The organism is Promicromonospora sp. NPDC060271 (genome assembly GCF_042726755.1).
Classification (GTDB): Bacteria; Actinomycetota; Actinomycetes; order Actinomycetales; family Cellulomonadaceae; genus Promicromonospora.
This window is the reverse complement of the sequence record NZ_JBHXBG010000248.1, coordinates 1-6,136: the sequence shown is the minus strand read 5'-3', so window position 1 is coordinate 6,136 and position 6,136 is coordinate 1. Positions and strand designations below refer to the sequence as shown.

The 6,136-nt window shown below is 72.6% G+C and carries 6 protein-coding genes; 3 read left to right on the top strand and 3 right to left on the bottom strand.

What is annotated here, in order from left to right:
- Positions 1-69: 69 nt before the first annotated feature.
- From ACFWE2_RS24110 to ACFWE2_RS24100, 3 genes are all read right to left on the bottom strand, one after another.
- Positions 70-390, bottom strand: a complete 321-nt coding sequence (locus ACFWE2_RS24110; RefSeq protein WP_377226745.1) for an AzlD domain-containing protein — start codon at positions 388-390, stop codon at positions 70-72.
- On the bottom strand, positions 387-1,106 hold the full coding sequence (locus tag ACFWE2_RS24105; protein ID WP_377226744.1) for an AzlC family ABC transporter permease: 720 nt from the start codon (positions 1,104-1,106) through the stop codon (positions 387-389). The genes ACFWE2_RS24110 and ACFWE2_RS24105 overlap by 4 nt, the downstream gene beginning before the upstream one ends.
- A gap of 98 nt (positions 1,107-1,204) precedes the next feature.
- Positions 1,205-2,677 carry an NAD-dependent succinate-semialdehyde dehydrogenase gene (locus ACFWE2_RS24100; protein WP_377226743.1) on the bottom strand — a complete coding sequence of 491 codons (1,473 nt, stop codon included), beginning with the start codon at positions 2,675-2,677 and terminating at the stop codon, positions 1,205-1,207.
- A 122-nt stretch (positions 2,678-2,799) separates the two neighbouring features.
- On the opposite strand from ACFWE2_RS24100, the gene rraA reads away from it, so the two are divergent.
- The 3 genes from rraA (at position 2,800) to ACFWE2_RS24085 (ending at position 6,047) form a co-directional block, all read left to right on the top strand.
- Positions 2,800-3,270 (top strand): ribonuclease E activity regulator RraA, encoded by a 471-nt coding sequence (gene rraA / locus ACFWE2_RS24095; RefSeq protein WP_377226742.1) that lies wholly within the window; start codon positions 2,800-2,802, stop codon positions 3,268-3,270.
- Positions 3,271-3,354: 84 nt separating this feature from the next.
- Positions 3,355-4,326: a 4-hydroxy-tetrahydrodipicolinate synthase gene (gene dapA / locus ACFWE2_RS24090; protein WP_377226741.1), complete on the top strand. Its 972-nt coding sequence runs from the start codon at positions 3,355-3,357 to the stop codon at positions 4,324-4,326.
- 35 nt (positions 4,327-4,361) lie between these two features.
- The gene (locus ACFWE2_RS24085; protein ID WP_377226740.1) at positions 4,362-6,047 is read left to right on the top strand and encodes a ribonuclease J; all 1,686 of its coding nucleotides are present in this window, start codon (positions 4,362-4,364) and stop codon (positions 6,045-6,047) included.
- Positions 6,048-6,136 lie beyond the last annotated feature (89 nt).

The window sequence follows — 6,136 nt, the reverse complement described above, 5'->3', positions numbered from 1 at the left end:
CCCCAGGCACCTGCTGCCAGGCAGGGCTCGATCCTGGCAGCAGGTGCCTGGTCATCGGGAAGGTCGGCGTCAGCCCCAGCCGAGGGCGCGGAGGCCGGCCGCCGTGGCCGCAGCCAGCACGACGACCAGGACGAACGGTGCGCGCAGAGCGAGCGCCAGGGCGGCCACCGCGAGCGCCGGCACACGCGCGTCGACCGTCAGGGCGCGGCCGTCGGCGAACCCCTGGACGACGACGAGTGACACGAGGAGCGCGACGGTCACCAGCGTGGTGATCCGGGAGACGCGTTCCGAGGCGAGCCAGCCGCGGGGGATGAGGTGCCCGGCGAGCTTGAGGGCGTAGCAGGCGAGGGAGGCGACCAGCACGGTCACCCAGAGCGTGGTGGTGGTCATCCGACGGACTCCTTCTCGGGCTCGACGGCGGCGTCGGGCGCCGTCGGCGCGATCAGGCCCACGACGATCGCGACCGCTGCCGCCGCGAGCACCGGGATGCCGGGCGGGACGAAGGGGATGAGCGCTGCGGTGGCCACGACGGCGAGCCCGGCGACGAGCTGGGCACGGCGCGGGGCGAGCCGCGGCCACACCAGGGCGAGGAACGCGGCGGCGGCCGCGGCGTCGAGGCCCCAGGCGCGCGGGTCGCCGAGCGCGTCGCCGGCGAGCGCGCCGAGGAGCACGAACACGTTCCAGAGTACGAGGACGCCGACACCGGTGACCCAGAACCCGATCCGGGACGCCGCGGGCTGGGGCTGCGCGACGGCGACCGCCGTCGACTCGTCGATGGTGACGTGGGCGGCGGCGAGCCGGCGCCAGCCGCGCACCTGGAGCAGCGGCGAGACCACCGCGCCGTACAGGGTGTTGCGCAGGCCGAGCAGGGTCGCGGTGGCGATCGCGGCGACGGGCGTCCCGGCAGCGCCGACGACGCCGATCAGGGCGAACTGGGAGCCGCCGGAGAACATGAGCAGGCTCAGGGCCATGGTCGGGCCGAGGCCGACCCCGGCGGCGACCGACAGGGCGCCGAACGAGATGCCGTACAGGCCGGTCGCGACCGAGACGCTCACGCCCTGGCGGACGGCGGCGCGGGCCGCCGGGTCACTGGGGAGGACGTTCACGCTGCGAGGCTACGTCGTCGGCGGGCGCGCCCGGCACGTTGCCCGCCCGCCGGACGGGTCCACCAGGCGGATGAGCCGGTCGGATCTGCCGGACGGGTCTACAGAGCCACGTACACCGTCTCCTGGTACTCCTCCATACCCGCCTCGCCGCCCTCGCGCCCGAGGCCCGAGGCCTTGACACCGCCGAACGGTGCGCTCGCGTCGGACACCAGGCCGCGGTTGATGCCGATCATGCCCGCCTCGAGCTCGTCCATCGCGCGCTGGGCGCGGGCCAGCGACGTCGTGTACGCGTACGCGGCCAGGCCGTACGGGGTGCCGTTGGCCAGCTCGAACGCCTCGTCGTCGGACCCGAAGGCGACGACGGGGGCGACCGGGCCGAAGATCTCCTCGGTCACGACCCGGGCGTCGGCGTCGACCCCGGTGAGCACCGTCGGCTCGAAGAAGTGGCCTGGCCCGTCGAGCCGCGCGCCGCCGGTGAGCACCTGCGAGCCGTGTGCGACGGCGTCGTCCACCAGGCCGGAGACCTTGTCCACCGCGGCCTCGTCGATGAGCGGGCCAACCTCCGTGCCCGGCCGGTTGCCCGGCCCGGTGACCTTCGCACCCATCGCGGCGGCGAGCCTCTCCGCGAACGTGCGCGCGACGGCGACGTGCACGAGGAAGCGGTTGGCGGCAACGCAGGACTGGCCGGCGTTGCGCAGCTTCGCGATCAGCGCGCCCTCGACGGCGGCGTCGAGGTCGGCGTCCTCGAAGACGACGAACGGCGCGTTGCCGCCGAGCTCCATCGAGCTGCGCAGCACGTTCTTCGCGGCCTGGGCGAGCAGGACCTGACCCACTCGGGTGGACCCGGTGAACGAGACCTTGCGCAGCCGGGGGTCGTCGAACAGCGGCTCCGTGACCGGCCCCGACCGCGAGGTCGGGACCACGTTGACGATGCCGGTGGGCAGTCCGCGCGCCTCCGCCTCGGAACGGATGATCTCGGCGACCAGGAGCGTGGTCATCGGGGTCGGCGAGGCCGGCTTGATCACCACCGTGCAGCCGGCGGCGAGCGCCGGGGCGATCTTGCGGGTCGCCATGGCGATGGGGAAGTTCCAGGGCGTGATCAGCAGGGCGGGGCCGACGGGCCGGCGGCTCACGTACTGCTTGTTGGTGCCCGACGGCGCCGTGCGCACCAGTCCGTCGGCGCGCACCGCCTGCTCGGCGAACCAGCGCAGGAACTCGGCGCCGTACACGACCTCGGCACGCGCCTCGGCCAGCGGCTTGCCTGCCTCCGCGGTGATCAGCGCCGCGACGTCGTCGGTGCGGGCGACGAGGCGGGCGAACACGGCGCGCAGCAGCTCGGCGCGCTCCCGCGGCGGCACGGCACGCCAGGCGGGGGCCGCGGCGTGCGCGGCGTCGAGGGCCCGCACGGCGTCGGCGGGCGTGGCGTCGGAGACGTCGAAGATGGGCTCCGCGGTCGCCGGGTCGGTGACCTCGAACGTGGCGCCGCCCGCGGCGGAGCCCCAGTGCCCGCCGACGAGGAGGCCGGTGGGCAGGTGCGCCACGAAGGCGGGGGAGAGCGTCGTCGCCGTCATATTCCGAGTATCCACGTCAGCGCGGCGCTCGCCCGGGCAGGGCGGCCCGACCGTGCCGGACCGTGCCGCGTGGTCCCGGGTGGTCCCGGGTATGGTCTCGCGCAGTGCCACCGGACGAGAGGATGACGATGACGGCGACCGCCGACCTGTACGACGAGCACGGTGAGGCGCTGGCCTCGCTCTCTCTCCAGCTCCGCGACTTCGGCGGGGTCCGGAGCTTCTCCGGCCCGGTGCGCACCGTGCGGTGCCACGAGGACAACGGCCTGGTCAAGGCCGTGACGCAGACCCCTGGCGAGGGTGCGGTGCTCGTCGTGGACGGCGGCGGCTCGCTCCGCAGCGCCCTGATGGGTGACCTCATCGCGGCAGCGGCGGTGGAGAACGGCTGGGCCGGCGCGATCATCCACGGCGCGATCCGCGACTCCGTGGCGATCGGCGGGCTGCGCCTGGGGGTCAAGGCGCTCGGCACCAACCCCCGCAAGTCGTCGAAGACGGGCGCGGGCGTGCTGGACGAGGCGGTGGAGATCGGCGGCGTCGTGTTCCGCCCGGGCGCCACGGTGTACGCCGACGAGGACGGCGTGCTGGTCGAGCGGTGACCCGCGGCGAGACCGCCGCCGTCGACCGGCTCGACGAGCTCGTGCGACGGCGGTGATGTGGGCGGTAAACGGTACGGTAGAGCCATGGTTCTTCCCACTGACCCGACGCGCCCGTTCGGCGCTGTCCTGACCGCTATGGTCACCCCGATGACGCCCGAGGGCGCCGTGGACCTGAAGGCAGCGGTCAAGCTGGCGAAGAAGCTGGTGGACGACGGCAACGACGGCCTCGTCCTGTCCGGCACCACGGGCGAGTCCCCGGTAACGCACACGCCCGAGAAGGAAGAGCTCGTCGCCGCGGTCGTCGAGGCCGTCGGCGACCGCGCGGCCGTCGTCGCCGGCGCGGGCTCGAACGACACCGTGCACGCGATCCGCATGGCCGAGCAGGCCGCCGAGGCCGGCGCGGACGGCGTCCTCGTCGTCTCGCCGTACTACTCGCGACCCAGCCAGGAGGGCCTGTACCAGCACTTCGTGGCCGTGGCGGACGCGACGGACCTACCCGTCATGCTGTACGACGTACCCGGCCGCACCGTGGTGCGCATCGCGCCGGAGACCTACCGGCGCCTGGCGCAGCACCCGCGGATCATCGCGAACAAGGACGCCACCGGTGACGTCTACGCAGCCACCAAGCTCATCGCCGAGACCGGTCTGGCGTGGTACTCGGGCGACGACGGCCTGCTGCTGCCGTTCCTGAGCGTCGGCGGTGCGGGTATCGTCTCCGTGTCGGCCCACGTGGTCGGCGCACACTTCGCGGAGACGGTCCGCCGGTTCGACGCCGGCGACCTCGCCGGAGCCGTCGAGGTCTTCCGTACGGCGACCGGCGTCATCGACGCCCTCAACGGCGCCGGCGCACAGGCCGTCATGGCCAAGGCCGCGGTCGAGGCGGTCGGCATCACGGACAACCGGTTCCTGCGCCTGCCCAACGTCGCCGCGACCGACGACGAGGTGGCCGCCCTGCGCGTGGTCCTGGCCGAGGCCGGTCTGCTGCGCGACGGCGCCCCCGTGCGCCAGTCCGAGGTGAGCGAGCTCGCGGACGCGAGCCCCGCCGTCGGACATTAGATCTTTTTCTGTTGGAACGAGGCCTTGGAGGCCACGTGAGTCATCCTCACCCCGAACTGTCCCTGCCCCCCGCACTGCCCGAAGGCGGACTGCGGATCGTCGCCCTCGGCGGCCTGGGCGAGGTGGGACGCAACATGGCGGTCCTCGAGCATGCCGGAAAGCTGCTCGTCATCGACTGCGGCGTGCTGTTCCCCGAGGACAACCAGCCCGGCGTGGACCTGATCCTGCCGGACTTCGACTACATCAAGGACCGTCTCGACGACATCGAGGCGATAGTGCTGACGCACGGTCACGAGGACCACATCGGCGCCGTGCCCTACCTGCTGCGGCTGCGCGGGGACATCCCGCTGGTCGGCTCGCGCCTGACGCTCGCCTTCATCGAGGCGAAGCTCAAGGAGCACCGCATCAAGCCCTACACCCTCGAGGTCAAAGAGGGGCAGCGCGAGCAGCTCGGCGTCTTCGACTGCGAGTTCGTCGCGGTCAACCACTCCATCCCGGACGCGCTCGCCGTCGCGGTCACCACCGCTGCCGGCACGGTGCTGCACACCGGTGACTTCAAGATGGACCAGCTTCCGCTCGACGGCCGCATCACCGACCTGCGCGCCTTCGCCCGCCTGGGCGAGAAGGGCGTCGACCTCTTCATGGTGGACTCCACCAACGCGGAGGTGCCGGGCTTCGTGACGCCGGAGGCCGAGATCGGTCCCGTGCTCGACAGCGTGTTCGCGCGCGCCGACAAGCGGATCATCGTCGCGTCGTTCTCCTCGCACGTGCACCGCGTGCAGCAGGTGCTCAACGCCGCGCACGCGCACGGCCGCCGCGTGGCCCTCGTGGGGCGCTCCATGGTGCGCAACATGGGCATCGCCGCCGACCTCGGCTACCTCGACGTGCCGCCGGGCGTGCTCATCGACATCAAGAAGGCCGACTCGGTGCCCGACGACCAGATCGTCTACATGTCCACCGGTTCGCAGGGCGAGCCGATGGCGGCGCTGAGCCGTATGGCCAACGGCGACCACAAGGTGCAGGTCGAGTTCGGCGACACCGTGATCCTCGCTTCCTCGCTCATCCCGGGCAACGAGAACGCCGTCTTCCGTATCATCAACGGCCTGACCCGCCTCGGCGCGCGCGTCGTGCACGGCGGCAACGCCAAGGTGCACGTCTCCGGGCACGCCTCGGCCGGCGAGCTCATGTACTGCTACAACATCCTCAAGCCCAAGAACGTCATGCCCGTGCACGGCGAGGTGCGCCACCTCGTCGCGAACGGGGCGCTCGCGGTCCGGACCGGCGTGCCGGCCGACCGCGTAGTGCTCGCCGAGGACGGCGTCGTCGTCGACCTCGTGGATGGCAAGGCCTCCGTCGTGGGCGCCGTGCCGTGCGGTTACGTGTACGTCGACGGCTCGTCGGTCGGCGAGATCACCGAGGCCGAGCTCAAGGACCGCGTGGTCCTGGGGCAGGAGGGCTTCGTGTCCGTCTTCGCGGTCATCGACACCGCGACAGGTAAGGTGCTTGCACCCCCGCAGGTTCTCGCGCGGGGTATGGCCGAGGATGCCTCGGTGTTCGACAAGGTGATGCCGGAGGTCACCGCGGCGCTGGAAAATGCGATCGCGGGCGGGGCCACGGACACGCACCAGCTGCAGCAGATCATGCGCCGCACCATCGGGCGCTACGTGGCGACGCGGCTGCGCCGCAAGCCGATGATCGTCCCGGTGGTCGTCGAGGCCTGATCCGGGCTGCGGTACGGCCCGGCCGTGTCGGCCGGGCTGGTTGGCCGGGCCGGCTGGCCCGGCCGGCCGGTGGTGTGAACCTGTCTCTT

What these genes read in the sequence shown, in the direction of transcription:
- ACFWE2_RS24100 (WP_377226743.1), bottom strand. Translation starts at nt 2,677, where the DNA reads ATGACGGCGACGACGCTCTCCCCCGCCTTCGTGGCGCACCTGCCCACC.
- dapA (WP_377226741.1), top strand. Translation starts at nt 3,355, where the DNA reads ATGGTTCTTCCCACTGACCCGACGCGCCCGTTCGGCGCTGTCCTGACC.
- ACFWE2_RS24110 (WP_377226745.1), bottom strand. Translation starts at nt 390, where the DNA reads ATGACCACCACCACGCTCTGGGTGACCGTGCTGGTCGCCTCCCTCGCC.
- rraA (WP_377226742.1), top strand. Translation starts at nt 2,800, where the DNA reads ATGACGATGACGGCGACCGCCGACCTGTACGACGAGCACGGTGAGGCG.